The organism is Comamonas testosteroni TK102 (assembly GCF_000739375.1).
In the GTDB taxonomy this organism is placed as follows: Bacteria; Pseudomonadota; Gammaproteobacteria; order Burkholderiales; family Burkholderiaceae_C; genus Comamonas; species Comamonas brasiliensis.
Window position 1 is genome coordinate 2,726,290 of the sequence record NZ_CP006704.1, and the last position, 24,118, is coordinate 2,750,407.

The 24,118-nt window shown below is 63.6% G+C and carries 23 protein-coding genes; 11 read left to right on the plus strand and 12 right to left on the minus strand.

The window, feature by feature from the left end:
- Positions 1-6: 6 nt before the first annotated feature.
- The 6 genes from O987_RS12360 to O987_RS12385 are packed head-to-tail and all read left to right on the plus strand — an operon-like array spanning position 7 to position 4,967.
- On the plus strand, positions 7-333 hold the full coding sequence (locus tag O987_RS12360; RefSeq protein WP_043372523.1) for a hypothetical protein: 327 nt from the start codon (positions 7-9) through the stop codon (positions 331-333).
- The gene (gene trbL, locus O987_RS12365; protein WP_043372526.1) at positions 330-1,694 is read left to right on the plus strand and encodes a P-type conjugative transfer protein TrbL; all 1,365 of its coding nucleotides are present in this window, start codon (positions 330-332) and stop codon (positions 1,692-1,694) included. Before O987_RS12360 ends, trbL begins: the two co-directional genes overlap by 4 nt.
- A 30-nt stretch (positions 1,695-1,724) precedes the next feature.
- Positions 1,725-2,429, plus strand: a complete 705-nt coding sequence (gene trbF / locus O987_RS12370; protein WP_043372529.1) for a conjugal transfer protein TrbF — start codon at positions 1,725-1,727, stop codon at positions 2,427-2,429.
- Positions 2,426-3,430: a P-type conjugative transfer protein TrbG gene (gene trbG / locus O987_RS12375; protein ID WP_043372531.1), complete on the plus strand. Its 1,005-nt coding sequence runs from the start codon at positions 2,426-2,428 to the stop codon at positions 3,428-3,430. The genes trbF and trbG overlap by 4 nt, the downstream gene beginning before the upstream one ends.
- A 2-nt stretch (positions 3,431-3,432) precedes the next feature.
- A complete protein-coding gene (locus O987_RS12380) occupies positions 3,433-4,701 on the plus strand; it encodes a TrbI/VirB10 family protein (protein WP_043372534.1) in 1,269 nt (422 codons plus the stop codon).
- Positions 4,698-4,967 (plus strand): DUF2274 domain-containing protein, encoded by a 270-nt coding sequence (locus tag O987_RS12385; RefSeq protein WP_043372537.1) that lies wholly within the window; start codon positions 4,698-4,700, stop codon positions 4,965-4,967. Before O987_RS12380 ends, O987_RS12385 begins: the two co-directional genes overlap by 4 nt.
- A 106-nt stretch (positions 4,968-5,073) precedes the next feature.
- Here O987_RS12385 and O987_RS12390 read toward each other — a convergent pair whose 3' ends face one another.
- The 4 genes from O987_RS12390 to O987_RS12405 form a co-directional block, all read right to left on the minus strand.
- Positions 5,074-5,859 carry a hypothetical protein gene (locus O987_RS12390; protein ID WP_043372541.1) on the minus strand — a complete coding sequence of 262 codons (786 nt, stop codon included), beginning with the start codon at positions 5,857-5,859 and terminating at the stop codon, positions 5,074-5,076.
- Positions 5,860-5,911: 52 nt separating this feature from the next.
- A complete protein-coding gene (locus O987_RS12395) occupies positions 5,912-6,235 on the minus strand; it encodes a helix-turn-helix domain-containing protein (protein ID WP_043372545.1) in 324 nt (107 codons plus the stop codon).
- Positions 6,228-6,599, minus strand: a complete 372-nt coding sequence (locus O987_RS12400; RefSeq protein ID WP_043372548.1) for a type II toxin-antitoxin system RelE/ParE family toxin — start codon at positions 6,597-6,599, stop codon at positions 6,228-6,230. Before O987_RS12400 ends, O987_RS12395 begins: the two co-directional genes overlap by 8 nt.
- A gap of 347 nt (positions 6,600-6,946) precedes the next feature.
- On the minus strand, positions 6,947-8,236 hold the full coding sequence (locus tag O987_RS12405) for a tyrosine-type recombinase/integrase (RefSeq protein ID WP_080731514.1): 1,290 nt from the start codon (positions 8,234-8,236) through the stop codon (positions 6,947-6,949).
- A gap of 286 nt (positions 8,237-8,522) precedes the next feature.
- On the opposite strand from O987_RS12405, the gene O987_RS12410 reads away from it, so the two are divergent.
- The 4 genes from O987_RS12410 to O987_RS12425 all read left to right on the plus strand — a co-directional run bounded on the left by O987_RS12410 (position 8,523) and on the right by O987_RS12425 (position 12,467).
- Positions 8,523-10,169: a PepSY-associated TM helix domain-containing protein gene (locus O987_RS12410; protein WP_043372552.1), complete on the plus strand. Its 1,647-nt coding sequence runs from the start codon at positions 8,523-8,525 to the stop codon at positions 10,167-10,169.
- A complete protein-coding gene (locus O987_RS12415; RefSeq protein WP_003055623.1) occupies positions 10,166-10,483 on the plus strand; it encodes a hypothetical protein in 318 nt (105 codons plus the stop codon). Before O987_RS12410 ends, O987_RS12415 begins: the two co-directional genes overlap by 4 nt.
- Positions 10,480-10,836 carry a DUF3325 domain-containing protein gene (locus O987_RS12420; RefSeq protein WP_043372556.1) on the plus strand — a complete coding sequence of 119 codons (357 nt, stop codon included), beginning with the start codon at positions 10,480-10,482 and terminating at the stop codon, positions 10,834-10,836. The genes O987_RS12415 and O987_RS12420 overlap by 4 nt, the downstream gene beginning before the upstream one ends.
- 206 nt (positions 10,837-11,042) lie before the next feature.
- Complete coding sequence (locus O987_RS12425) at positions 11,043-12,467, plus strand: chloride channel protein (protein WP_043372559.1); 1,425 nt, start codon at positions 11,043-11,045, stop codon at positions 12,465-12,467.
- A 322-nt stretch (positions 12,468-12,789) separates the two neighbouring features.
- Here the strand turns inward: O987_RS12425 and O987_RS12430 are convergent, their stop codons facing one another.
- Both O987_RS12430 and O987_RS12435 read right to left on the minus strand, forming a co-directional pair.
- Entirely contained in the window at positions 12,790-15,183 is a 2,394-nt protein-coding gene (locus tag O987_RS12430) for an adenosylcobalamin-dependent ribonucleoside-diphosphate reductase (RefSeq protein WP_003055617.1), read from the minus strand.
- A 244-nt stretch (positions 15,184-15,427) separates the two neighbouring features.
- Positions 15,428-17,119 carry a 2-isopropylmalate synthase gene (locus O987_RS12435; RefSeq protein WP_043372562.1) on the minus strand — a complete coding sequence of 564 codons (1,692 nt, stop codon included), beginning with the start codon at positions 17,117-17,119 and terminating at the stop codon, positions 15,428-15,430.
- A gap of 269 nt (positions 17,120-17,388) precedes the next feature.
- Here O987_RS12435 and O987_RS12440 point away from each other — a divergent pair, with 269 nt between their 5' ends.
- Positions 17,389-18,204, plus strand: a complete 816-nt coding sequence (locus tag O987_RS12440) for an AraC family transcriptional regulator (RefSeq protein ID WP_043372567.1) — start codon at positions 17,389-17,391, stop codon at positions 18,202-18,204.
- Positions 18,205-18,337: 133 nt separating this feature from the next.
- On the opposite strand, the gene argA is transcribed toward O987_RS12440, so the two are convergent.
- The 6 genes from argA to O987_RS12470 form a co-directional block, all read right to left on the minus strand.
- A complete protein-coding gene (gene argA / locus O987_RS12445; RefSeq protein WP_043372571.1) occupies positions 18,338-19,684 on the minus strand; it encodes an amino-acid N-acetyltransferase in 1,347 nt (448 codons plus the stop codon).
- A gap of 283 nt (positions 19,685-19,967) precedes the next feature.
- The gene (locus O987_RS12450) at positions 19,968-20,426 is read right to left on the minus strand and encodes an SRPBCC family protein (RefSeq protein ID WP_043372573.1); all 459 of its coding nucleotides are present in this window, start codon (positions 20,424-20,426) and stop codon (positions 19,968-19,970) included.
- Positions 20,427-20,538: 112 nt separating this feature from the next.
- Positions 20,539-21,096 (minus strand): class I SAM-dependent methyltransferase, encoded by a 558-nt coding sequence (locus O987_RS12455; RefSeq protein WP_003055611.1) that lies wholly within the window; start codon positions 21,094-21,096, stop codon positions 20,539-20,541.
- Between the two features lie 45 nt (positions 21,097-21,141).
- Positions 21,142-22,035, minus strand: coding sequence for a phosphatase PAP2 family protein (locus tag O987_RS12460; RefSeq protein ID WP_043372578.1), 894 nt, complete (start codon positions 22,033-22,035; stop codon positions 21,142-21,144).
- A gap of 144 nt (positions 22,036-22,179) precedes the next feature.
- A complete protein-coding gene (locus O987_RS12465) occupies positions 22,180-23,091 on the minus strand; it encodes a type II secretion system F family protein (RefSeq protein ID WP_003055609.1) in 912 nt (303 codons plus the stop codon).
- A 27-nt stretch (positions 23,092-23,118) separates the two neighbouring features.
- The gene (locus tag O987_RS12470) at positions 23,119-24,108 is read right to left on the minus strand and encodes a type II secretion system F family protein (protein ID WP_003055608.1); all 990 of its coding nucleotides are present in this window, start codon (positions 24,106-24,108) and stop codon (positions 23,119-23,121) included.
- Positions 24,109-24,118: the final 10 nt, after the last annotated feature.

Consider the following 24,118-nt stretch of genomic DNA (forward strand, 5'->3'; position numbering starts at 1 on the left):
GCGGCCATGCGATGCGTTCCTGTCCTGCTGGCCGTGCTGCTGGCCGCGTGTGGCCAGCAGCCGGCCGAAGACCTGGCCGCGACCTTGGCCGCCGATCCCGTGCGGCTCAAGGCGCTGCGCGCCCAATGCGCGGCCGACCGGCAAGCCGCAGGCGAAGACACCTGCCGCGCCGCCGCCGAAGCCTTCCGGCGGCGGTTCTTCGCCGGCCAGACCGGGCCGGACGAATATCGGACGCTGGCCGAACTGCCGCCGATCCCGGCGAGCTTCGACACGCCCACCGACGACACGCCGGAAGGCGATGCGCCGCTCGCCCCTGCGGAGGACACGCCATGAACGACGTGACCATCATCGACAGATTCCTCGATATCTTCTCGCGCTACATCGACTCGGGTTTCGGGCTGCTGCAAGGCGAAGTGGCGTTCCTGACGGCCACGCTGATCGTCATCGACATGACCATCGCCGGCCTGTATTGGGCCATGAGCCACGCCACCGGCCAGGGCGAGGACGTGATTGCCAAGCTGCTGCGCAAGGTGCTCTACGTCGGTGCCTTCGCCTACATCATCAACAACTTCAATTGGCTGTCGGGCATCGTGTTCCGGTCGTTCGCCGGCCTGGGCCTGACGGCCACCGGCTCGACCTTGAGCATGGAGAACTTTCTCCAGCCGGGGCGGCTGGCGAAGACCGGCATCGACGCTGGCGCTCCGATCCTCGACCAGATTGGGGACATGGCCGGCTTCCCCGAAGTGTTCGTGAATCTCGACCCCATCGTGGTGCTGTTCATCGCTTGGCTGGTGGTGATCCTCTGCTTCTTCGTGCTGGCGGTACAGCTTTTCATCACGCTGATCGAGTTCAAGCTGACCACGCTTGCCGGCTTCGTCTTGATCCCTTTTGCGCTCTGGAACAAGACCTCGTTCCTCGCGGAAAAGGTGCTCGGCAATGTGGTTTCGTCAGGCATCAAGGTCTTGGTGCTGGCGGTCATCGTCGGCATCGGCTCGGGCCTGTTCGCGGAGTTCCAGACCGTGCCGGACGAACCCTCCATCAACCATGCCCTGGTGGTGATGCTGGCCTCGCTCGCGCTGTTGGCGCTCGGCATCTTCGGCCCCGGCATCGCCACGGGCCTCGTGTCCGGTGCGCCGCAGCTTGGGGCGGGCGCGATGGCCGGCGCGGCCGTCGGCGCGGTCGGCACGGGCGTTGCCATCGGTGCCGCCGCGACTGGCGTGGGCGGTGCAGTCATGGCTGGCGCACGCATGGCCCCGGCCGCCGCCAAGCTGGCCGGTAGCGGCGCACGCGCCGCAACGTCGGCGGCCAGCAGCGCCAAGTCCGCATTCCAGGCCGGTTCCGCCGCTGCGGGCGGCGGGGCCAAGGGCGCGGCCGCTGGCCTTGGCAACGTCGCCAAGACCGGCGCACAGGCGGCAAGCCGCCGCGCTGCATCGGGCGCTTCCGCTGCCGGGCAGAAGGTGGCCGACTCCTTCCGTGCTGGCTGGAACGGCGCGGATGCCGGCGCTGCCGGTTCCGGCCAGGCCGCTGCGGGTGAAGGCGCGGACAGCGCGCCGAAGCAGGAGCAACCCGCCTGGGCCAAGCGGATGCACCGCCGCCAGCAGATCACCCATGCCGCGACCACCGCCGCCCACACGCTGCGCGGTGGCGACGGCGGCGGTTCCGGGCAAGGCCCGAGCCTGCGCCCCGATGAATGACTCGATACCTGACCACCAAGGAGAATTCCTATGCGATTCAAGCGACCGCAGGTGCGCTACGCCGATACGCCGCAGCCTGCCACCCCGTACCAATCCGCCGCGCAGGTATGGGACGACCGCATCGGCTCGGCCCGCGTGCAGGCCAAGAACTGGCGATTCATGGCCTTTGGCTGCCTGACGCTCGCGCTGCTGATGGCCGGTGGCCTGGTGTGGCGCTCGGCGCAATCCATCGTCACGCCCTATGTCATCGAAGTCGATCAGTCGGGGCAGGTGCGCGCCGTCGGCGAAGCCGCCACGCCGTACCGGCCCGCCGATGCGCAGATCGCGCACCACCTGGCGCGCTTCGTGACGCTGGTGCGCTCGCTGTCCATCGACCCCATCGTGGTGCGGCAGAACTGGCTGGATGCCTACGACTACACCACCGACAAGGGCGCGGCGGTGCTCAACGACTACGCCAGCAAGAACGATCCGTTCGCCCGCATCGGCAAGGAGTCGGTGACGGTGCAGATCACCAGCGTTGTCCGCGCCAGCGACACGTCTTTCAACGTGCGCTGGACGGAACAGCGGTTCGTCAACGGTGCCGCCGCTGGCACCGAGCGGTGGAACGCCGTGCTTTCCACTGTCCTGCAAACCCCGCGCACCGAACAGCGCCTGCGCAAGAACCCGCTGGGTATCTACGTCAATGGCCTGTCGTGGAGCCGCGAACTGGATTCTTCCGAAGGAGCCAAGCCATGAATGCACTTTTCCGTAAATCCGTTTTGCCGTTGATCCTGCTGGCCTCGACTGTTCTGTTCTCGGGCTGCGCCTCGCAGGGCAAGCCGCCGCCGTCCATCTCGCTCGATGAGCCGGTGCAGGCGCTACCGCTGCCGGAACCGCCCGCGCCGGTGGAAGTGGTCGCCGTGCCTGAACCCTTGGCGCTGCCTGCGCAGTTGAAGCCGCTGCCAGGAACGGATGAATCCAAGCCCGTGCCGGAACCGGCCGACGAAACCGTGCGTGTCTCGCGTGCGAATGCCGAGGCGCGCATTGCGCCGACCCGCGAGGGCTACGTCAATGCGATTCAGGTGTGGCCCTTCACCGATGGCGCGCTCTACCAAGTCTATGCCGCGCCGGGGCGCGTGACCGTGGTTTCGCTCCAGCCTGGCGAGGAACTGGTGACGGTGGCCGCAGGCGATACCGTGCGCTGGATCGTCGGCGACACGTCCAGCGGCAGCGGCGACGCGCTGCGCGTCAATGTGCTGGTCAAGCCGATCCGCTCGGGCCTCAAAACAAACTTGGTCATCACCACCAGCCGCCGGACGTACCTGCTGGAGCTGACCTCGACGGAAAAGGCATGGATGGCGTCGGTGTCCTGGGACTACCCGAAAGACCGGATGCTGGCCTTGCAGCGCCAGTCGCAGGCGGCCAGCGCCGCCGCGCCAGTCGATACCGGCTTGTCGCTGGAGAAGATCCGCTTCCGCTACGCGGTCAGCGGCAGCAATCCGCCGTGGAAGCCGCTGCGCGCCTTCGATGACGGCGAGAAGGTCTACATCCAGTTCCCCGCGGGCATCGCCCAGGGGGAGCTGCCGCCGCTGTTCGTGATCGGCGCGCAGGGTGACGGGCAACTGGTGAACTACCGCTTCCGTTTGCCGTACTACATCGTGGATCGGCTGTTCGGCGCGGCCGAACTGCGCCTGGGCGGTGATGGTGGTGACGTGGTACGCATCGAGCGCACCGATGGCGTGGCGCGGAGGAACTGACCATGAGCCAGGACGACACTCCCGACCTCGCCACGCCGAAGGCTGGCAAGGTAGCGCCCGAGGCGGTGGCGCTGCGCGCCCAGCCGCGCCCGGTCACGCGCTTGAACCGGCGCGTGCTGGCCATCCTTGCCGGCGGCCTGTCGCTCGCCGTGCTCGCGGCGCTGATGTGGTCGTTACAACCACAGCGACGCGGGGCCAATGAGCAGGCCGAGCTTTACAACGTGGATCGCGTCTCCAAGTCTGAAGGGCTGGACGCGCTGCCGGCGGACTACTCTAAGCTGCCGCCGAAGGTGCCGGAGCTGGGGCCACCGCTGCCGGGCGACCTTGGCCCGGCCATCGTGAAGTCGCAGCAGCCGGTGACGGCCGCTTATGCGGCCCCCGGCCATGATCCCAACGACGCGCTGCGCAAGGAAGCCGAAGCGGCAGCGGCATCGTCGGTGTTCTTCCGCTCGGGTTCGCAGAAGGCCGCGCCGGTAGCGCAGACGCAAGTGGCCGCTGCGCCGGGCTTCGCCGCCAATGCGGCGTTCGACCCACTGGCGGCTGGCCCGGCCTCGACGGCGGCCCAGCCTGCCGACCCGACCGCCGTGCAGAACCGGCAAGACCAGAAAGAGGCATTCCAGAAAGGCGGTGCCACGGAAACACGCAATTCCGGCAACCTGACCCTGCCGTCTTCGCCGTATCAGGTCATGGCCGGAACCGTGGTCGCAGGTGCCTTGGTGACGGGCATCAAGTCCGATCTACCGGGCGACGTGATCGCCACGGTGACGGAGCCGGTCTATGACACGGCCACCGGCAAGTTCCTGCTGATCCCGCAGGGTTCGCGCATCCTCGGGCGCTACAACAGCCAGGTCAGCTACGGACAGAGCCGCGTGCAGGTGGTGTGGAACCGGATCATCCTGCCGGACACGTCTTCGCTCACACTCGACAACCTGGCCGGCACCGACCCGGCCGGCTATGCCGGCCTGGAAGACGATGTTGATTGGCATTGGGATCGCATCTTTGCCGGCGCGGCGCTGACGACGCTGCTGGGCGTCGGTGCCGAGCTGGCGGCGCCGGAGAACCGACAGGACGGTGATCGCGTCATCATCGCCGGCCGCGATAGCGCCCAGGACAGCATCAATCAGGTCGGCCAGGAGATGACCCGGCGCAACCTCAACATCCAGCCCACCTTGACGGAGCGCCCCGGCTTGCCGGTACGCATCATCGTCAATCGGGATCTGGTGTTGCGGCCGTACCAGCCGCTTTTCTTCAACAGGGGGGCTTCACGATGACGACGCGCAAGCTGCGGCTGGGGCCGCTGCCGAAAACGGAATCCACGAAGCTGACTTTTGCCTGCCCGGCCAGCCTGAAAGCCGACCTCGACCGCTACGCCGCGCTGCACGCGCAGACGTATGGCGAAGCGGTCGATGCGGCGACATTGATCCCGCACATGCTGGAAGCGTTCATGGCGCGAGATCGGGGATTCAGGAAGGCGCGCGCGGGCAAGCCGCTGCCAGCACGGACGGCGACACCAGCCATGCCAAATACTGGCCCCTGAAACGAAAACCCGCCATCGTGGGCGGGTTCCGCTTGTTTTTCTGGGATTGTCAGACGTACACCGCTTCACCCATCATGTCATTTAATCGGTGCGTGAGGCGGTACGTTCATCGAGTTGCCAGCATCCTGAGTAACAAGGATGACCATTTGATGGCGTCATAGACCAGGGCGGCAATGACGGGTTTGGTTCCATGCACGTCGCCCATGTCGGCCCGCAGCTTTTGCATCACGAAGGCCGCCTGGTTCAAGGAACCGTCGATGTTGGCAGACAGTGGCTTGTAGTCGGGCTCAGCCCAGCCGATGTCGGTCAACTCACCGATCAGGCGGTCTTTCACCTGCAAGGCATCGAGAGACTTCCTGATGCGCTCCTGAAATGACGCCTTGCCTGCATCGCCCAGACCGTGGCGGCTGTAAATGTCGCTGGTCACGGCATCGAGAGCACCGCAGGCCGCAGACAACGCGCCGCTGAGGTCGCCATCACGCAGCCTAGTGGCCGCTTTCTGGATGTCTGCCGCTGCGGCGTCGGGGAGGCTGGCCAACTCGGCAACATCGAAAATCTCGATAGGTATGAGTGCCGTACCGGAGAACTTCCAGCCCACCCTGGACAGCACACGTTCCAGTTCCTCAATGACGTCGGGCTTACGGCGCATCATTTCTTCGCAGCAGATGGAGACAAAGGCGCTGCGGCGCTTGTCGTCCATTGCGCCGACCTGCCTGTCGATCTCGCTCAAGAGCTGCGATTTCGAGGCGCCGTTCTGCGGTTTCTGTTCGAGGTGTGCAAGCCTGGACATATCTAGGTCGCCGTAGCCGACGATCTGCTTAATGTCACCGAAAGTGAACTTTTCAGTCAGTGTCGAGCGGACTGGCCCCCACGGAATGGACTGTGCTGACATTGGTTTTCTCCGTATCGTCGAGCTTCTTGCTCATGTGATGCGCTCCCGGCACTCAGAGCACGGCTTCCAGGCCCTTGCGTTCGATGATGTCCAGCAGCTTCTGCGACGGGCCGCTGGGGCGCTTGTCGCCCACTTCCCACTTGCGGACGGTGGACGCGCTGGTGTTGAGCACCGAGGCCAGCACGGCCTGGCTCAGTTGCAGGCGCTCGCGCAGCGCCTTGATCCTGGCGGCATCGTAGTCCTGCACCGGCTCCAGGCACAGCAGGTCGTACTTCTGCATCTTGCGCTTGTCGATGAACCCCAGGCGGTGCAGGTCGCGGGCGCCTTCATGCACCGCTTCCAGAATTCGGCTCTTGGGTTGGGTTTTTTCAGTCATCGGTGATCTCCAGCAAAGTGCCGTCGGCAGCGGCTGCATCCAGTTGCGCGGCCGTGCGCTCCAACAAATCGGCGGCGTAGTCCTGCAAGGCTTGCAGCTCGGCGTCGCTGATGTTGTCCCGCTCGTTTTTCTCAAACCCGAATACGAAGAACCAGCGGTTGCCCTTGTTGGTGGCGACCAGCGTTCTCACTCCGCCGCGCTTGCCGCGCCCGGCCAATCCGATGCGTTTCTTCACCACGCCACCGCCGAGGTCAGCGTCGATCAGCCCGGCGGCCATCTCAAGGACAGCCTTGCGCAGATCAGAATCGCTCAATGCCGTCTTGCGCATCCACCGCTGGAAGTGACGGGTTTTGAAGATGTGCATCGCTGTTCTCACTATACCACCAAGTGGCATGAATTGTCCATGAAGGGATGGACGCTGCCAGAGCGTTGGGCAGCCTCGCTTGCCGTGGCAGGTGCAGCCCGCCCAAGCCCGCCCAGTAGAACGAAGCCGGTCAGTTCAAGCGGCACCGCGGGCGTCCATCCGCAAATGATGGAAGGATGCCGCAGGCTGGCGCGGCCGGAAACTCGCTGGGGCGTGTTCCGGCGTAGTGGCCGACTGTTTGCGCCCAGGCGAATTGTCGTATCGGTGATACGACAATCCGGCGCCGGGTGCGGTCGGGAATTGTCGCGACACTGTCACGACAATTCCCCGCAGGGCTTGGGCTGGCATTACGCGGCTTCCAGCTTTTCCAGCAGTTCGGGCGAACGCTTGAGCAGCTTGAACAGTTCGGCCAGCGCCTGCGGAAGTTCCGGCGCTTCCTCGGCCTTCGCTGGCGCGGCCTGCTGGCCGCTGGCGATCAGCTTGCGCAGCTTCGCCACCACGTCGCTGGCCTCGCGTTCTTCCTGATCCTGGGTGTGGACGTAGCGCATGAACATGCCCACGGTCTTGTGCGCCGTCAGCGCCATGCCCACCTTGATCGGCACGCCGGAATTGGCAATGTCAGTCGCCGAGCGGTGGCGGATGCCGTGGGTGCCGACATGCGCCAGACCGGCGCGCTTGGCGATCATGACCCACGCATGGTAGTAAACGCCCTTGGACATGGGCCGCTTGTGGTCGCGTGCGGCCGTGATGACGTAGGGCGAATCCTCGTAGCGCGTGGCATGGGTCAGCAGCCGCTGCGCTTCCTCGCTCATGGGCTTGGACATGGGGCCGGTCTTGCTGTCCGGCCAGTTAATGCGGCGGTTCTCGAAGTCGATCCAGTCCCATTGGAGAGCGAGGACTTCCGACATGCGTGCCGCGAACTCGAATTGCAGGCGGATCGCCAGCAGGGTTTCGGGGCGGACGGTGCGCTCGATTTCCGCTTGGTCGAGGTAGCCGAACAGCTTGCCCATTTCCTCGTCGGTGATGAGCCGCGATTCGCCCTTCTCGGGCAGCCCCTTGATGTGGCGGCACGGATTGGAGCCTTCGGGCCGGTAGCCCCACACTTCGGCCAGGTTGAACATCACCCGCAGCAGCGAGTAGGTGCGATTGCCGCAGGTCGGGATGTGCTCCATCTTCTTCATCATCGCGGCAATGTCGGCGCGCTTGACCTCGGAGACTTTGAGCTTGCCGAGCTTCGGGATGATGTGGTTGTCGATGTAGGTCTGGTAGGTCTTCTGCGACGACTTCTTGTTGTGGCGCTTGGAGTGCTCGTCCATGAATCGCTTGCACAACTCCTTCATCGTCGGCACCTTGCGCGCCTCGGTCTTGGCCGCTCCAGGGTCGCGGCCCTGGCGGACTTCCGCCAGCCAGTTCTGCGCCTTGGCGCGGGCCTGCTCGACGGTCAGTTCGCCGAACAGGCCGAGCGAGGGCTTGCGGCGGTCGCCGGCATTGGTACGGTACTGGAGCATGAACACCTTGCGCCCGGCAGGCGTGACCTTGCAGAGAAAGCCGGGCACGAGGGTGTCGCGCAGTTCAACGTCGTGGGCTTCGGGTTCCGCCGAATCGACCACGGATTTGGTGAGCTTGATCTTGGCCATAAATATTCCTAGGGATGACCGATTCCAGGGGCCAAGTAGGAGCCTGGCGAACGGGAATCAGGTCGGGTTGCAGAAAGCACCGGGATATGGTGAATCCGCGTCATCCCTAGGAAAACTCGCTGCGGCGAGGGCTGGCGTAGTCCCGCGTATCTCGGTGCGGAACATATGGTCAAACTGTTCGACAAGACGTACTACAAGACGGTTGGAACCTCGGGCAGCGGCAACTGGTATGGCGAGCCGCGCAGCGTGCTGCTGACCTTGCGTGGCGCATTCTGAGCGGGCCGACATGAGCGGCAAGCCAGCATCTCAGCCCGGACTTCGCCAGACCATGTCATGGCTGCACACCTGGTGCGGCCTGGTGTGCGGCTGGCTGCTCTGCGCCATTTTTCTGACGGGCTCGATCAGCGTGTTCCGTGAACCCGTCACGCTGTGGATGCAGGCAGTGCCACTGGAAGGCAGCGGCCAGCAGCCGCTTTCTCTGAACGAGCGTCTGCAGGCCTTGCGGCTGGCCGAGCAGCACCTGAGCAAGACGGCGCCGGATGCCGGTATCTGGCGCATCGGTCTGCCGCTGCAGACCGGCGAGGGCGTCAAGGTGTTTGCGCGCTCCCTGGACGGCAAAGTGCAGGCCAGCCTGCATGGGCTGACGGGCCAAGTCCTGCCTGAACCCGCCCTGCGCCAGACCGAAGGCGGGCGGCACTTCATGTCCTTTCACTATTCTCTGCAGGGCGGTATCGCGGGCTTCTGGGTGGTGGGACTGGTATCGATGTGCATGATGGTGGCGCTGGTCTCGGGCGTGATCGTGCACCGGCGCATCTTTCAGGACTTCTTCACCTTCCGGCCCGGCAAGGGGCAGCGTTCCTGGCTGGATGCGCACAACGCGTCGGCCGTGCTCACGCTGCCGTTTCTGTTCATGATCGTCTACACCGGACTCGCGCATTTCTACACCAGCTACATGCCCTGGCCGCTGCAATCCCTGTACGGGCAGGAGCGCTCGGCCTACAGCCGCTACGAGTCCGAGCTGAAGGCCAGGCCAGAGGTGAAAGCGGCTTCAGATGCGCCTGCTGTTACCGTTGCCGGTGCGGATCTTGTCGGCCTTGCGCAGCAGGCCCAGTCCTTGCTGGCGCAGCCTGTGGTGGAGGTGTTGGTGCAGCGACCCGAGCACGGTCGGGCCACGGTGCGTTTCATGGAAGGCAAGCCGGATACGGCGGCGACGCGCCAAATGGTCAATGTCGCCAATTCGGCGACCTTCGATGCCGTCGACGGCCAGCTGCTGCAGCTGCCCGCCAGCCCGCCGTCCAGTAGTTTTGCAAGCGATACCTATCCCGTCATCAGCGCGCTGCATCTGGTCACCTTTGGTGGCTGGACGATGAAGTGGCTGTATTTTGTTCTGGGTCTGATCGGCACCGCGATGATTGCCTCCGGATCGATACTGTTTGCAGTCAAGCGTAGAGCAAAAAGCGGTAACGAATGGGGCGTGGCAACCCATTTCATGTACCGCTGTATCGACGCGCTCAATGTGGCAGCGCTGGCAGGCTCGGCACTGGCGTCGATTGCCTATCTCTACGGCAACCGACTGCTGCCGCTGGCGCTGGAGCTGCGCTCCGGCTGGGAAATCCGCGTGTTCTTTGCCGTCTGGGCATTGAGCCTGCTGCATGCGCTGCTGCGCACAACGTACAAGGCATGGCGCGAGCAGCTATGCGCCCTGGCCTTGCTATGTCTGGGCTTGCCGCTGCTCAATGCCATGACTACAGGCCAGCACCTGCTGCTGTATCTGGCGCAGGGTGACGGCCGGCAAGCCGGGGTGGAGCTGACCTGCATGGGGTTGGGCCTGCTGGTGGCCTGGGGGGCATGGCGGCATGAGAAGTCGCGGCTTGGCAAGAGCGTGCGGCAGCCGCGTGCGGCCCGTGGCGCGATCTCAGGAGGTCTCACATGACAGCGGCTGCAATGACCCAGGCAGAGACCAGGCGCTATCACTGGGCCGTGCTGCTGCGCGTGCTGATGGCCACGCTGGGCGGCTATGCGCTCACGGCGCTGGCTTGTGTCGTGCTGGCCCATGCGCTTGTGGCCCTCGGTGCCATGCAGCCTGCACCCGCCGTGCTGTTGTCCACCTTGCTCAGCTTTGTGATCTACACCGTAGTGGCGCTCTGGGTCTTTCATGTGCGCAGCCTGCCGAGAGTGGCGGCATGGATGGCAGGCTCGGCTGCCGTGATGGCGGTCGCGCTGCAGGCGCTGAAAGGCCTGGCATGAGTTTCTGGCCGTTGATGATCTGCGTTCTGGCGCTGTGTCTGGCAGGCATGCTGGTGCTGAGCCAGGCCATGGACAGGCATTGGCATCAGATCGTATCGCGCAGTGAGCCCGGGTCTGTGCAGCGGGCCTTGCTGCGCGTGATGGGGGCGGCGCTGATGATGGCGGCTCTATGGCTCTGCACAGGTTGCTGGGGTGGTGCGGTGGGAATAGTCGTCTGGCTCGGCTGCCTGAGTGTGGCCGCGCTAGGCGTCGCATGGCTGCTGGCCTATATGCCTAGGCATGGCGCAGTGCTTGCGGTCATGGGCGGCCTGGCCGCCTTGGCGTGGACGATCCTGACGCAACCGATGCGATGACAGCGGCCGCCCCGGGATAGACCGCTGCGGTCTATTTGCCCAGTACAGTCCGCCTGGTTCTGGTGGGGACTCCAGGCTCGGGTCGCCATTCGGCACACCTGCGATGCAGGCCGTTGTGGACATTGCCAATCTGCGTAGCCCTGCAGCTGGCGCAGAATGTGGGTATTCGCCCATTTTTGCAGCCGCCCCGAAACGATTGCCCGCCCATGCAGCAAGAGCCAGATTTCTTCCATAACCTCAATGAAGAGATGCGCGACGGAAAGCGCTGGCTGGAGCGGACAATAGTGCTGGCCTATGCTGCGGCAGCAGGCCTGAGCGTGGTGGCATTCACGCTGCTGGCCGAGGCAGCTTTCGGTTTTTTCGAGAGTATCTATCACGGCGTCAACGGCTGGCTGGTGCTGATCTGGATGCCGGCCGTCACGGCTGCCGCCGTCTGGGCCACGCGCAAGTGGGCGCCTGGGGCCAGTGGCTCGGGCATCCCGCAGGTGATTGCCACGCTGGAGCCGTCGGTCGATGCCGGTCTGCGCAAGCGCTTTGTGTCGCTGTGGCTGTCGTTTGCCAAGATCGTGCTGTCCAGTGCGGGATTTCTCGCTGGGCTGTCGATAGGGCGCGAAGGGCCGTCGGTGCAGGTGGCTGCCGGTGTCATGCATTCGGCCCGGCGCTGGCTGGGCCCCAAGTCCGTCATCAACACCCATGCCTTGCTGGTGGCTGGCGGCGCTGCAGGTATTGCCGCCGCCTTTAACGCCCCGCTGGCGGGCGTGGTGTTTGCGATCGAGGAGCTTTCGCGCAAGCTGGAGTCGCGCTCCAGTGGTCTCATCATCGCGGCGATTGTGCTGGCCGGTCTGATGGGGGTCTCGGTCTTCGGCAATCTGAGCTATTTTGGTCGCATCCGCGTGGCTGAACTCGGCTGGCGCGACCTGCTGCCTTGCCTGGCCGTGGCGCTGACCTGCGGCGTGCTGGGCGGCCTGTTCGCCAAGCTCATGACCCATTCGCTGACCTCGTCCACCGAGCGCCTCAACAAGCTCAGGTCGCGCTTTCCGATTCGTTTTGCCGCGGTGCTGGCCCTGCTGATTGCCGTCATCGGCGTGGTCACCGGCGGTGCCACCTTTGGTGCGGGCTCGGAGGCCGTCAAGCATATGCTGCAGGGCGAGGCCGACGTGCCCGAGTTCTATGTCACGCTCAAGTTCATCGCCACCTGGCTATCGGCTTGGGTGGGTGTGCCCGGCGGCATCTTCGCTCCCTCGCTGTCGATTGGCGCAGGTGTCGGGAACAATGTGGCATCGCTTGCTGGGACTACGGATATAGCTCCTGCCTTGATAGCAATGGGCATGGCCGCCTTTCTGGCGGCCGTGACTCAGGCGCCGCTGACGGCTTTCATCATCGTGATGGAGATGGTGGACGGCCACGCTCTGGTGCTCAGCCTGATGGCATCGGCCATGATCGCCAGCATGATCTCGCGCATGATTGCGCGGCCCCTGTACGAGTCGCTGGCCTTGCACATGCTCCAGGTGGCACGGGCTTCCCTGCCCAAGGAGCCTGAGCCCGAGCCTGCGACGGCCCCAGTGGAGACCGCGCAGACGCAGCCCTCCATTGAGCCGGCAAAGGCAGACGCTGAAGGCAAGACCTGCTGAGGTGCGTCCGGCAAGGTGCGGCCTGTAAGCCATGGCCGACGAGGCGCGACAGGGTGCCCTCGGTCATGCGCTCGTCGGCATGGATCATCCTGATGTCCGCGACGACCCGATGCAGCCGGACCGGCGAGAGACATGGCAGCGGCCATGGACTGCTGCAATCTACGCATGCCAGCCCATGAAGCCCTGCCTGCATGGCGCTCGGCAGGCGGGCAGGCTCTCAGCATCCCAACGCACGCAAGCAGCGAATCCCTATGCAGCCGCGCTGCGGGCGACCGCTGCTGGCGGAGCACTTCCGCCAGTCGCCAGTTTGCGGGCCTGTCCGCTAGCCGCAGGCCCCCACATAGCCGCAAGCCGTGCAGAACGCACAGCCGTCCTTGCGGATCATGGCGTGAGCGCCACAGTCGGGACATTTCTTGCCATTGACCGAGCCATTGCCTTCGGGGGCGGCGGCCGGCGTGGCTGCCGTGCTGGGGGCGGGCTGGGGCAAGCCCCGGTTGGCGATGATGCTCTGGATGGCATAGGCCAGCAGGGCCACCTCGCTGTCGTGCCAGAGCGGGATGCGGCTGCCGTCCTCGCGCGTTCTACTGCCATAGCGCACGGGGCCACGGTCCCAGGCCACCTTGCGCAGATCGGCCAGGGCCTTGTCGAGAAAACCGCCACGCGCGGCCAGGCTCAGGCTGCGCATGGTGGCCGTGATCCATTGCTGGCTCTCGCCGGTCTGGCCCACAGGCATGAAGAACTCGATGGGACGCTCCACGCCATCGACCACCATGAAGCTGACGACGAGGTAGAGACGCCTTATGCCGTCATGCGTGAAGTATTCGATCTTGTCGACCACGGCGTTGAGCGGACCTTCGGGGCGGCGCTCTATCACGGCCGTCATGCCGTTGGAGCCTGAGGAATTGATAGCGGCCTGCGCTTTATCTGTAGGCGTTTGAGAGGGTTTTGAGGCAGATTCTGTGGAGAGCACTGCACCCAGCGTATCGTTGGGGCGGTAGGTGGCACAGCCCTTGAGGCCGGCCTCCCAGCATTCCATATAGAGGTGCTTGAAGTCCTCGAAGGGATAGTCGGCCGGGATGTTGACGGTCTTGGATATCGAGGTGTCGATAAAGGGCTGGACGCAGCGCATCATGGCCACATGCTCGCTGGCGCTCAGCTCCAGCGCACTGACAAAGCACTCGGGCAGCGGGGCCTCGTCGCCATGCATGGCCTTGTACAGGCGGTAGGCATGGTCCTGTACGGTATAGAACTGCTCGCCGCCATCGGCCGTGCGCTTTCTGCGTGTGTAGGTCCACGAGAAGGCCGGCTCGATGCCGTTGGACGCGTTGTCGGCAAAGGCCAGCGATACCGTGCCCGTGGGGGCAATGGACAGCAGATGGCTGTTGCGCAGTCCATGTTTTCTGATGTCCGCACGCAGTTCCTTGGGAAGGCGTTTGGCAAAGCCGCTTTTCAGATACTGCTTGGCGTTGAACAGAGGGAAGCTGCCTTTTTCCCGTGCCAGCTCCACCGAGGCGGCATAGGCTGCATCACGCATATTGCGGGCGATGGCCTCGGCCTGTTGCAGGCCTGCATCGCTGGCGTAATGCAGGCCCAGCAGAATCAAGGCGTCGCCCAGCCCTGTGAAGCCCACGCCGATGCGGCGCTTTTGCTGTGCTTCGCGCTGCTGCTCGGGCAGGGGCCAGACGGTGGCATCCAGCACGTTGTCCAGCATGCGCACCTGAACGGCGACGGCGGCGCGAAAGGCTTCCAGGTCGAAGAAGGCCTGCGGTGTGAACGGCTCGCGCACGAATCGCGTGAGTATGACCGGGCCCAGATCGCAGCAGCCGTAAGGCGGCAGGGGTTGCTCGCCGCAGGGATTGGTGGCGGCAATCTGCTCGGCATACCAGAGGTTGTTGTCGGCATTGATGTTGTCGAGGAACAGAATGCCAGGCTCGGCAAAATCATAGGCCGACCGCATGATGGCGTCCCAGAGCGTGCGCGCAGGCTGGCTTTGATAGACCCACAGCCCATCTTCACGACGATGGGCTCCAGCCTGTATCTGTGCATCGCTGGGGCTGGCGACATGGAGCAGCTCCCATTCGGCATCGTCCCTGACCGCCTGCATGAAGGCGTTGCTCACGCCGACCGAGACATTGAAATTGTTCCAGCGGCCTTTTTGACGCTTGGCGGTGATGAACTCCAGCACATCGGGGTGGTCGATGCGCAGCACGCCCATCTGGGCGCCGCGTCGTGCGCCCGCCGACTCCACCGTGGTGCAGGATGCATCGAAGACATCGATGAAGGAGCAGGGGCCCGAAGCATTCGAATTGGTGCCGCGCACCAGCGCACCGCGTGGGCGCAGATTGGAAAAGTCATAGCCCACGCCGCCGCCGCGGCGCATGGTCTCGGCAGCCTGCGACAGCGCCGTGTAGATGCCGGGGTTGCCTTGGGTGTCGAAGCCATTGGTGGCATCGGCGACGGGCTGTACGAAGCAGTTGATCAAGGTGGCCTTGGTGTCCAGCCCCGCAGCCGCCATGATGCGGCCGGCACCGATGGCGCCGAGTTGCAGATTGAGCAGAAATTTTTGCTCCCAATGCGCTTGAAGCTCGGGCTTTTCAACGGCGGCCAGGGCGTGTGCCACGCGGGCAAACAGGTCTTGTTCGGACTGCTCGCCGTCGGCCAGATATTTTTCGGCCAGGACGTCCTGGCTGATGGCCTGGGGAGGGAGTGTGTTCATGGCATGCCTCATGCTAAATGCAGTTCAAATGCAATTCGACTTTGTAGCGCAGACCGCCTGGAAGTGACGTGACGCAGCGCAACATCCGCGGGACTCCAGCTGGCCAGAGGCTGCCGGTGGCAGCTCATGTCTGTCCCAAAATTGTGACAGACCCTTTGGCTCGGGAGTCCATGCGCTGGCAGTCGCTGAAACCCGGCGACAGGGCCGGGGTTGGCATGCGGCGGCCCGTCTGCTCGGGCGGGGCCTAGCGAGGGTTGGGCGCGCGGGTCTGAACCACCTCGCCCTCAAAGCGCGCAGCGGCATTCACGACCGCCATCACCGATGCAGTGACGATGTTCGCATGCATGCCTACGCCAAACCGCGAGCCGGGCACGCCAGGCCAGGCGGCTTCGACGATGGCAAGCGCGCAGGCGTCGGCGCCATTGCCCAGGCTGCGCTCCTCATAGCTGTCGATGCGCAGCGGCAACTCCAGCGCCTCAACCGCGGCAGCGATAGGACCGTTGCCCATGCCGCTGCTTTGCCTGGACTGTCCGTCTGCATTGTGCCAGTGCAGCTCGACACCCTGGCCTTGCTCGCTGTCGAACAACCGGTGGCCTTGGTAGCGCAAGACCGGTGACTGGGTATGGGCATGCAGATAGGTGGCTTCGAACAATGACCAGATCTGCGCGCTGCTCAGCTCGGTTTCGCTGCTGTCGGCCCAGGCCTGGACGATGGCGCTGAATTCGATCTGCATGCGCCTTGGCATGGTGATGCCCCAGTCCTTTTGCAGCAGGAAGGCAATGCCGCCTTTGCCGGACTGGCTGTTGACGCGCACGATGCTGTCGTAGGTGCGACCCAGGTCCTGCGGGTCTATGGGCAGGTAGGGAACGCGCCAGGGAGCATCGGGTTTTTGCGCCGCAAAGCCTTTGGCAATCGCATCCTGGTGCGATCCGGAGAATGCCGTGAACACCAGATCGCCCACATAGGGGTGGCGCGGATGGATGGGCAGGGCCGTAGAGGCTTCGGCAATGCGGGCCACGGCAGCGATATCGGAAAAATCCAGGCCGGGGGCAATGCCCTGCGTGTAGAGGTTCAGGGCCAGGGTCACCAGGTCCACATTGCCGCTGCGCTCTCCGTTGCCAAACAGGCAGCCCTCCACACGCTGGGCGCCTGCCAGCAGGGCCTGCTCGGCGCAGGCCACGCCTGTGCCTCTGTCGTTGTGGGGGTGTACCGACAGCGTGACATGTTCGCGCCGTGCCAGGCGCCGGTCCATCCATTCGATCTGGTCGGCAAACACATTGGCAGTGGAAACCTCGACGGTGGTCGGCAGGTTGATGATCATGGGGCGTTCAGGGCCGGCATCCCAGGCGGCAATGGCGGCATTGCAGACGGCCAGGGAAACGTCCAGCTCGGCCATGCAGAAGGTTTCCGGGGAGTACTGCAGCACCCATTCGGTTTCGGGGTGCTGCTCGGTCAGCTGCCTGAGGTGGCGCACATGGTGCTCCACCATGGCAATGATCTGCGGCACTTCCATGCCAAAGACGATTTCGCGGAAGGCCGGTGCCACGGCGTTGTACAGGTGCACGATCACGCGGCGTGCGCCCGTCACGCTGCGCACCGTGGTGGCAATCAGGTCCTCGCGCAGCTGGGTGATCACCATAGGCGTGACGTCTTGCGGAATCAGCTGCGCGTCGATCAGGTGGCGCACGATGTCGAAGTCGGTCTGGGAAGCGGAGGGAAAGCCGATTTCAATTTCCTTGAAACCGATGGCGACCAGCTCCTGGAACAGCCGCAGCTTGCGCTCGTGGTTCATGGGCTCGAACAGAGCCTGATTGCCGTCGCGCAAATCTGTCGACAGCCATACGGGCGCTTGCGTCAATGTACGGCCGGGCCATTGGCGGTTGGGCAAGTCCACAACGGGAAATGCGCGGTATTTGGTAGAGGGATCAGCCAGCATAGGGACCTTGGAGTAGTAGAAATGATGATCTGGTCTCCCTGCCCGGATTGGGCTGGCTGAGGTCGGGGTCTGGGGAGACCGGAGAGTAGCCATGCGCAAGCGCGTGCGTACGGACCCCGACCAGATGTCAGAGCCAGTAGGCATAGCGGAAGCGGGTGGCGGTGTTTCACGGCAAGGTGCTTGATGGAGGCAGTGCGGCTACTTTAAGCCGCCAGAGGTATAGACTTCTATCGATAGATATTCATTTGTTGTAGGAATTTGGACATCTCATGGGTTTTGCCTCCCCCGAACATGGCGCGCATGCGCTGGATTTGCAGCATGCCCAGGCCTCGTCACTGCCTGTCACGGGCGTGGAGCAGCGCTATCCGCCCGGTCATGTGGTGCCTCAGCACAGCCACGCGCGCGGTCATCTCATCTATGCCTCGGAAGGCGTGTTGCTGGTCGAGTCCCCTGGCGGGCAATGGCTGGTTCCTCCCACCACTGCGGTGTGGCTGCGCCCGGGCATGCTGCACCGGATCACTGCGACCACGGCGGTGCGAGCCTTTGGCCTGTTCATTGAGGAGGCATGGTCGGAACGCCTGCCTGCCCGGGACTGCGTGCTCCATGTCTCGCCGCTGGTCAGGGAGCTGATGGCGGCGCTTGTCGACTTGCCCCATCAGGGGCCGCATCGCCCGCGCGATGCGCTGCTGGGCAATCTGCTGCTGGAGGAGTTGCAGGCGCTGGCGCCGCTGCCGTATTACCTGCCATGGCCGGAAGACATGCTGATGCGGCGCATCTGCGAGAGCATGCTGGGTGCACCGGCGCAGCGCACCACGGTGGAAGCCCTGGCCCGACAGCACGCGCTGACGCCCAAGACGCTGCATCGTCGATTTCTGAAAAGCACCGGTATGAACTGGGGCCGGTGGTATCAGCAGATGCGGCTGATGGCTTCCATCCCCCAGTTGCTGCAGGGCATGCCCATCACGACCGTGGCGCTGGAAAGCGGCTATGAAAGCCATAGCGCCTATTCGGCGGCATTCCGCAAGCAGTTCGGCCGTCCGCCGTCGGAATTCGCAGCTAGGGCGGACAGAGCAGCGCTGCGTTAGCCGCTCCTGCAGCGCCCAGAGCTGCTGCTCGCATAGCCGGGGCCAGCCACTCCAACATCTCTTTGCTTCCAAAGAAATAGCTTCCAACGCTTTCTCATCAAGCGCTGGAAGCCATTTTCAAGAGTGGAGCGGATCAGAGCTTCTTTACCAGCACCTGGCTCTTGCGGCCCCAGTTGTACTTGGCCTTGCGGGCCTCCGGCAGCCATTCGGGCTCCACGGGCTGAAAGCCGCGCTTGATGAACCAGTGCATGGTTCGTGTGGTCAGCACAAACATGGTTTCGCAGCCCAGGGCGCGGGCACGCTGTTCGATGCGTTTGAGCAGCTTCTCGCCATCGCCCGTGCCCTGGCTCTTGGGCGAGACGGTGACGGCGGCCATTTCGGCGGTCTTGGCTTCCAGATAGGGGTGCAGGGCGGCACAGCCGAAGATCACGCCATCGTGTTCGATGACGGTGTAACTGGCGATGTCGCGTTCGATCTCGGTGCGGTCGCGCTTGACCAGCGTGCCGTCGCGCTCGAAGGGCTCGATCAGCTGAATGATGCCGCCCACGTCGTCGATCGTGGCCTCGCGCAGTTCTTCGAGCTTTTCGTCAATCACCATGGTGCCGATGCCGTCGTGCACATAGATCTCCAGCAGCAGCGCTCCGTCGGTCGAGAAGGGCAGGATATGGCTGCGTTCCACGCCATGCTCGCAGGCGCGTACACAGTGCTGCAGATAAAAGCCCACATCGGTAGGCTGCTGTGCATGCGGGAGCTGGGCCAGCAGGCGGCGCGCGGCGTCCAGCGGCAGCTCGGTGTCGATAGGATTGTTCTCGTCGGCCGGGCCGCAGGGGTCCATGCGCACGCCGGGCACTTCGGTCAGGAACAGCAGCTTGTCGGCCTTGAGCTCGATGGCCACGCGGGTGGCCACTTCTTCCATGCTGAGATTGAAGGCCTCGCCCGTGGGCGAGAAGCCGAAGGGCGAGACCAGCACCATGGCTTCGGAGTCCAGGGCGCTGCGAATGCCTTCCACGTCGACCTTGCGCACCAGACCGGAGTGCATGAAATCCACGCCGTCGACGATGCCCACGGGACGGGCTGTGAGGAAATTGCCCGAAATCACGCGTACGCGCGCACCGGCCATGGGCGTGTTGGGCAGTCCCTGGCTGAAGGCGGCCTCGATCTCGTAGCGCAGCTGGCCGGCCGCTTCCTGGGCGCAGTCCAGCGCAATGGAGTCGGTGACACGCATGCCGTTGTAGTAACGCGGCTCCTGGCCCTTGAGGCGCAGTTGCTCGTTGACCTGGGGGCGGAAGCCGTGCACCAGCACGATCTTGACGCCCATGGCCTGGATCATGGCCAGATCCTGGACGATTGAGCTGAGCTTGCCCGCATCAATGGCTTCACCGGTCAGGCCCACCACAAAGGTCTGGTGTCGGAACTTGTGGATATAGGGAGCCACAGACCGGAACCAGGGAACAAAGGTGAAATTGAAGACGGTGGACATGGCAGTGCGCGAAAACCTCGAAATCGGGAAAAAAAGGCCTGCGTCGGGTACTACGCAGGCCTGCGGCGCAAAGTGTAGCGGTTACTAGCGTGCCTGAGCCAGTTGTTGCGGGGTTTTATGCGCGCTGATCGCACAGTTTGTGGCTTTTGTGGCGCGATGTTTTCAAAAAGTGACCACTTGTACCCAGGAGCCGCTCCTGGGGCCTGGCGGAAAGCCAAGCGCAGCAGCTGCGGACGCGGGCTTGCCGACCGTGACGGGGCTAGCCCTGTTGTGCATTGGAGCGCTAGTTCCAGTTGTCGATCTTGGTGTCTTGGGGAGACGGGCTGCCTTTGCCGGTCTCTGTCAGCGCTCTGAGACTGAGCAGGAAGACGGCCCATTTCATGCTGCAATGGGCGGTGAACTCGACTGTTTCGCGCCAGTTCCGGTGGCCGAACAACAGGATGGTGTAGCCGTCCTGGCGGCTCAGTTCGAAGGTCGCCTCGGTACCTATCCATTCTTCGGGACCCTCCGTGAAGCGCCAGTGCACGCTGTGCTCCGTCTTATGCCTGACGAGGTCGAAACAGATTTTCCCGAGCTCCCGACCGTCCTGGTCCGTGAAGCGCGCGCTCATTGCGACTTCGGGCCCCGTGCTTGCACTCATCTCCCGGGTCCACCAGCCGGCTATACCTGCAACGGACGAGATCGCCTGGTAAACATCGCCGATAGGCGCTCTGATACCAATTCTATGAACGATGTCCACCATGTCCTCGGTCTCCTCGTGGATTCAGATGGCTCGACGATACCGATAAATCGGCGCCAGCCTTGCCGCAGTTCCACCCGCAAGGCCAGGTGCGGCAGGCACAGGCAGGGCAGGCTCAGGGGCGTGAGAACACTTCCACCCTCGCCGGCGGCAGATTGCCCCACACAGTTTCGCGGTCTATGCGCTTGAGGCCGGCGCTCTGCCAGGCGGATGCGCCAAACAGCGAGTAGGTGAACTGGATCACTCGGCCATCGCTGGTCAGCGAGCGCGCCCAGGTGTCGGTGATCTTGTGCACTGACTGATGGGGCAGTGAGCGAAGCGGCAGACCCGAGACTACGGCCTTGACCGCTGCACGACCGAGAATCGAGGGCCAGTCACCGGCATCGGCATGAAAAACGCTGATCTGAGGGAATCGCTCGGACAGGTAGCTGGCGAACGAGGAAGACTTTTCTATGATCACCAGTCTGCCGGGCGCGATGCCGCTGCGCAGCAGTGACTCGGTGATGACTCCTGTTCCTGCACCAAGCTCCACCACCAGACCCTCGTCTCCGCCACCCACCAAAGAGGCCATGGTATTGCCCAATCGCGCCGAACTCGGGCACAGGGCACCGATCTCGCGGGGAGACCGTATCACTTCGTTCAGCAGCATGAAGTTGCACGAGATATTTTTCATTCAGAGCTCTCCCGGGTCTGGCCCATTGTGCGGATGAAATTGAAATCATCGCTGCAGGAAATATTGAACGCGCCTCGTCAGATAGATGGAAAAAACGGTAACAACGCCGCTGCCCAGCATGTCCACCAGATAGTGCCCGCCGTTGATGGGCGTGGAGATCAGCATCAGGATGTTCAATGCGAGCACCCAGCGAAAAAGCCGGAGCTGTCTGTAGGCATGGATGAGCAGCAAGGCAATCGTCGTGTGATAGGAAGGGAACGTGACTATGCCTTTCAGATCCCCGAATGCGAACTCGTTCAGGCTTCCCTCCCTGAGCGCCATGAAGTGAGGCAGGTGCACGGCGTTCTCCAGCCCGACGGAGTGGAAGAAAAGAGTCCCTCCGGCGGGCAGCAGTCCCGATAGCAGGGCCGTCAGCATCAAGGCGATGGAAGACGACCACCACAGCTCCTCGTTTCTGTCGTTTCTTGCGCAGTGCGACAGGTAGATGATCGAGAAAAAGACTTGCAGCAGGCCGCTGAAATAGGCCAGCGTGAGCACGGCTCTGAGAAGCGGGTGTTGCTGGACAAAGCCATAGAAGGCCAGCCAGTTGAAGCCCAGAGCCTGATCCAGTCTGGTGAACTGGGCGTCGAGCAGCGGCAGGTTCAGGGTCGCGAAGATATAGGTCAGCATGGCGCCGATCAGCGCTGTCACTATCCACAGGGCTGCGTAGAACGACATCTCGGACAAGGCCAGGCTACGTCCCGAATATCCATAGATCCAGCTGATGCTCAGCAGGATCAGAGTCGTCCAGAACACCGGCTCGGTGCCGGAAAAGACAAGCGGATGGGCATGTATCCACAGCGCTTCTCCGAGAGCCAGGGCGGCCAGGAAAAGCATGGGCGCGAGCTTTTGGGGACTGATCTGCTGCCAGCCATTGACGGTTCCCTGCATCAAGTTCATCGCAAGCTCCGTTGTAGATCCATTCGATCGTCCGTGAAGGACGGCCGCTGCAGACGCTCCAGGCATGGCCAGGGTCGTTCCTGCCAGGCAGCATGCCCGGGTCGTCAGGGGACTGCAGCAGTGTTGCAGCAGTCCGAGTTCGGCCTAGACGCTTCCCGCGATCATGGGCAGCACCATGCGCAGCAGTCTGATGATTGCCGGGCCGAGAACCACCATCACGATGGCGGGGAAGATGCAGGTCACCAGCGGCAGCAGCATCTTGGTGGGGATCTTGGCGGCCAGTTCCTCGGCACGCATCTGACGCTTGTGGCGCAGATCGTCCGAGAACACGCGGATGGAGTCGCCGATGCTGGTGCCGAAACGGTCCGCTTGCGTCAGCATGGCCGTGAAGGCGTGTATCTCGTCCACTCCAGTGCGGGCGGCCAGGTTGCGCAAGGATTTCTCCCGGGTGCTGCCGGCGCGCATTTCCAGATTGGTCCAGTGAAGTTCCTGGGCCAGGGCTTCGCTTTTGATGCGGATCTCGGCAGTCACCTTGCCCAGCGCTGCATCCAGTCCCATGCCTGCCTCCACGCAGACCAGCATGAGATCGGCGGCATCGGGAAAATTCTCGAAGATCTCGCGCTTGCGGCGTGCGGCCATCCAGCGCAGCACCAGATTGGGCAGATAGCAGGCCACAAGCCCGGTGACCAGCGGATAGAGCAGCAGCTGCAGGCTGTCTGTCGTGCCTTGGGCCAGCATCAGCGAATAGACCAGGAACATCATCACCAGAGGCAGCAGCGTCTTGGCGCCAAAATACAGCAAGGGCGCGTTTTCGTGGCGAATGCCGGCATTCAGAAAGCGCAGGCGCAACGGGGTGGCATCACTGCCCGCAGTGGGGGAGGAGAGGTGGGCGAACGGACCCACCAGCTTGACCGCAGTTTCTGTCCAGCTGCCGGACAGAGGGGCTGGGCTCAGCTCTTGCAGGCGCTGTTCTGTGACCGTGGGCGTGACCCAGAAGAACAGGGCTCCTGCAGCCAGCATGAGGGAAGCGAAAGTGAGCAGGGCGACGATTAACATGGCGGACTCCTTGCAGTTGGGATGCACTCATACCCGTATGCGGACAATGCGGCGCAGCATCAACATGCCGATCACCATGAGTCCGGCCAGCCATTGCAGAATGACGATGCCTATGGGGTCAGTCCACAACGTGGACATGAATTCCGGGTTCACGAAATTGAGCAGGGCTGCCAGGGCAAAGGGCATCAGCCCCAGGATCCAGGCCGACATTCGTCCTTCGGAGGACAGAACCCGGATCTTGGCGTGAAGCTTGAGCCGCTCGCGGATCAGACGGCTCAGATTGCTCAGCATCTCGGTCAGGTTGCCGCCCGATTCGCGCTGTATCAATACGGCGACGATGAAGTAGCGCAGATCGGTGATCGGTATTCTTTCCCCGAGATTGTTCAAGGCCTGCTGCAGCGAGGTGCCGTAGTTGATCTCGTCGTGCACCAGGCGGAACTCGCCGGCTATGGGCTCGGACAATTCCTCTCCGGCCATCTGCAGGCCTGCCGAGAATGCGTGGCCGGCGCGCAAGGCCCGCGCGATCAGGTCCAGCGCTTCGGGGATCTGGCGCTCCAGCAGGCCCAGGCGCTGATTGCGCTTGCGCTGCAGATAAAGCCAGGGCAGGCAGCCCAGGACGGCACCGGCGAGCAGCACCAGTTCCATGGGCAGATGGAACATGCTTGCGGCCAGCGCACCCAGGAAAAACAGTATCCCGATGCCGAGCAGCAAACCGGAAACCGTCCATTCCAGGCCCGACTGAACAATCACGCGGTCCAGCTGGTGGGCGCGGGGCATGCTTTGCAGCATCCGCTGCATCCTGGGCATGTCGCTGAGTACGCGTTCCTTGACCAGCTTGGTCGGACTGCTGTGATCGTCGGCGGCGGACAAGGCCCTGAGCCGACGTTCAAGCCGCTTCGCCTCCGGACTCTTGTACTGCTTCCAGACCAGGTGAATGCCTTCGAGCAGCAAAAGCACGGCGGCAAACACCAGCGCAATGATCACCAGGATCGAGTGGGAAGAAAAAAAGGACAGCATGACAGCACCT

What these genes read in the sequence shown, in the direction of transcription:
- O987_RS12360 (WP_043372523.1), top strand. Translation starts at nt 7, where the DNA reads ATGCGATGCGTTCCTGTCCTGCTGGCCGTGCTGCTGGCCGCGTGTGGC.
- trbL (WP_043372526.1), top strand. Translation starts at nt 330, where the DNA reads ATGAACGACGTGACCATCATCGACAGATTCCTCGATATCTTCTCGCGC.
- trbF (WP_043372529.1), top strand. Translation starts at nt 1,725, where the DNA reads ATGCGATTCAAGCGACCGCAGGTGCGCTACGCCGATACGCCGCAGCCT.
- trbG (WP_043372531.1), top strand. Translation starts at nt 2,426, where the DNA reads ATGAATGCACTTTTCCGTAAATCCGTTTTGCCGTTGATCCTGCTGGCC.
- O987_RS12380 (WP_043372534.1), top strand. Translation starts at nt 3,433, where the DNA reads ATGAGCCAGGACGACACTCCCGACCTCGCCACGCCGAAGGCTGGCAAG.
- O987_RS12385 (WP_043372537.1), top strand. Translation starts at nt 4,698, where the DNA reads ATGACGACGCGCAAGCTGCGGCTGGGGCCGCTGCCGAAAACGGAATCC.
- O987_RS12390 (WP_043372541.1), bottom strand. Translation starts at nt 5,859, where the DNA reads ATGTCAGCACAGTCCATTCCGTGGGGGCCAGTCCGCTCGACACTGACT.
- O987_RS12395 (WP_043372545.1), bottom strand. Translation starts at nt 6,235, where the DNA reads ATGACTGAAAAAACCCAACCCAAGAGCCGAATTCTGGAAGCGGTGCAT.
- O987_RS12400 (WP_043372548.1), bottom strand. Translation starts at nt 6,599, where the DNA reads ATGCACATCTTCAAAACCCGTCACTTCCAGCGGTGGATGCGCAAGACG.
- O987_RS12405 (WP_080731514.1), bottom strand. Translation starts at nt 8,236, where the DNA reads ATGGCCAAGATCAAGCTCACCAAATCCGTGGTCGATTCGGCGGAACCC.
- O987_RS12410 (WP_043372552.1), top strand. Translation starts at nt 8,523, where the DNA reads ATGAGCGGCAAGCCAGCATCTCAGCCCGGACTTCGCCAGACCATGTCA.
- O987_RS12415 (WP_003055623.1), top strand. Translation starts at nt 10,166, where the DNA reads ATGACAGCGGCTGCAATGACCCAGGCAGAGACCAGGCGCTATCACTGG.
- O987_RS12420 (WP_043372556.1), top strand. Translation starts at nt 10,480, where the DNA reads ATGAGTTTCTGGCCGTTGATGATCTGCGTTCTGGCGCTGTGTCTGGCA.
- O987_RS12425 (WP_043372559.1), top strand. Translation starts at nt 11,043, where the DNA reads ATGCAGCAAGAGCCAGATTTCTTCCATAACCTCAATGAAGAGATGCGC.
- O987_RS12430 (WP_003055617.1), bottom strand. Translation starts at nt 15,183, where the DNA reads ATGAACACACTCCCTCCCCAGGCCATCAGCCAGGACGTCCTGGCCGAA.
- O987_RS12435 (WP_043372562.1), bottom strand. Translation starts at nt 17,119, where the DNA reads ATGCTGGCTGATCCCTCTACCAAATACCGCGCATTTCCCGTTGTGGAC.
- O987_RS12440 (WP_043372567.1), top strand. Translation starts at nt 17,389, where the DNA reads ATGGGTTTTGCCTCCCCCGAACATGGCGCGCATGCGCTGGATTTGCAG.
- argA (WP_043372571.1), bottom strand. Translation starts at nt 19,684, where the DNA reads ATGTCCACCGTCTTCAATTTCACCTTTGTTCCCTGGTTCCGGTCTGTG.
- O987_RS12450 (WP_043372573.1), bottom strand. Translation starts at nt 20,426, where the DNA reads ATGGTGGACATCGTTCATAGAATTGGTATCAGAGCGCCTATCGGCGAT.
- O987_RS12455 (WP_003055611.1), bottom strand. Translation starts at nt 21,096, where the DNA reads ATGAAAAATATCTCGTGCAACTTCATGCTGCTGAACGAAGTGATACGG.
- O987_RS12460 (WP_043372578.1), bottom strand. Translation starts at nt 22,035, where the DNA reads ATGAACTTGATGCAGGGAACCGTCAATGGCTGGCAGCAGATCAGTCCC.
- O987_RS12465 (WP_003055609.1), bottom strand. Translation starts at nt 23,091, where the DNA reads ATGTTAATCGTCGCCCTGCTCACTTTCGCTTCCCTCATGCTGGCTGCA.
- O987_RS12470 (WP_003055608.1), bottom strand. Translation starts at nt 24,108, where the DNA reads ATGCTGTCCTTTTTTTCTTCCCACTCGATCCTGGTGATCATTGCGCTG.